The following is a 456-nucleotide window of genomic DNA, read 5'->3' as shown; positions in this document are numbered from 1 at the left end:
GTGGCGCATTGAGCACCTGCTGACCGATGCCGACAAGTGGGCCGGTTTTCGGCGTGACATTCTCTGGTGTGCGGGGTCGGCGGCGCTCTCTTTATTTTTCTTAATGACGGGGCCCAACAAAAAATCCTCTGCTTACGCACTTTCGGTATGCCTGGCACTGATAGTGCCCATCTCGGTCGCAATCGTTGCCGGGAGTTCTTTCATTCACTGGGAATTTGATGTCCCGATGTTCTTGATGATGCATACGTGCGCCGGATGGGTAATGACCCTCGTTGTACCGTTAATGACTTTTTTCTCGGCCAGGTTTTAAGGAGACTCAATGAAAACGCACATCATGAAATCACTGCTTTTATTCCCCGCCTTGGGTGGCGTGCTGCTGCTGGCCGGTTGCGCCGGCGTCAGCAGCGAGTTCGGCTGTAACGCCACCACCTCTGACAGCTGCATGACCATGGAGCA

General features: G+C 54.2%; 1 protein-coding gene. It reads left to right on the top strand.

Going from position 1 to position 456, the window contains the following annotated elements; translation table 11 throughout:
• Positions 1 to 310: hypothetical protein (locus C5C07_RS22055; protein WP_233510503.1), on the top strand; the 310-nt coding region annotated here is incomplete at its 5' end.
• Between the last annotated feature and the right edge of the window lie 146 nt (positions 311 to 456).

Origin of the sequence: Haloferax sp. Atlit-4N (assembly GCF_003383025.1) — an archaeon.
GTDB classification, from domain to species: Archaea; Halobacteriota; Halobacteria; order Halobacteriales; family Haloferacaceae; genus Haloferax; species Haloferax gibbonsii.
Note: the sequence above shows the minus strand (reverse complement) of the source record. Positions and strands in the feature narration are given on the sequence as shown.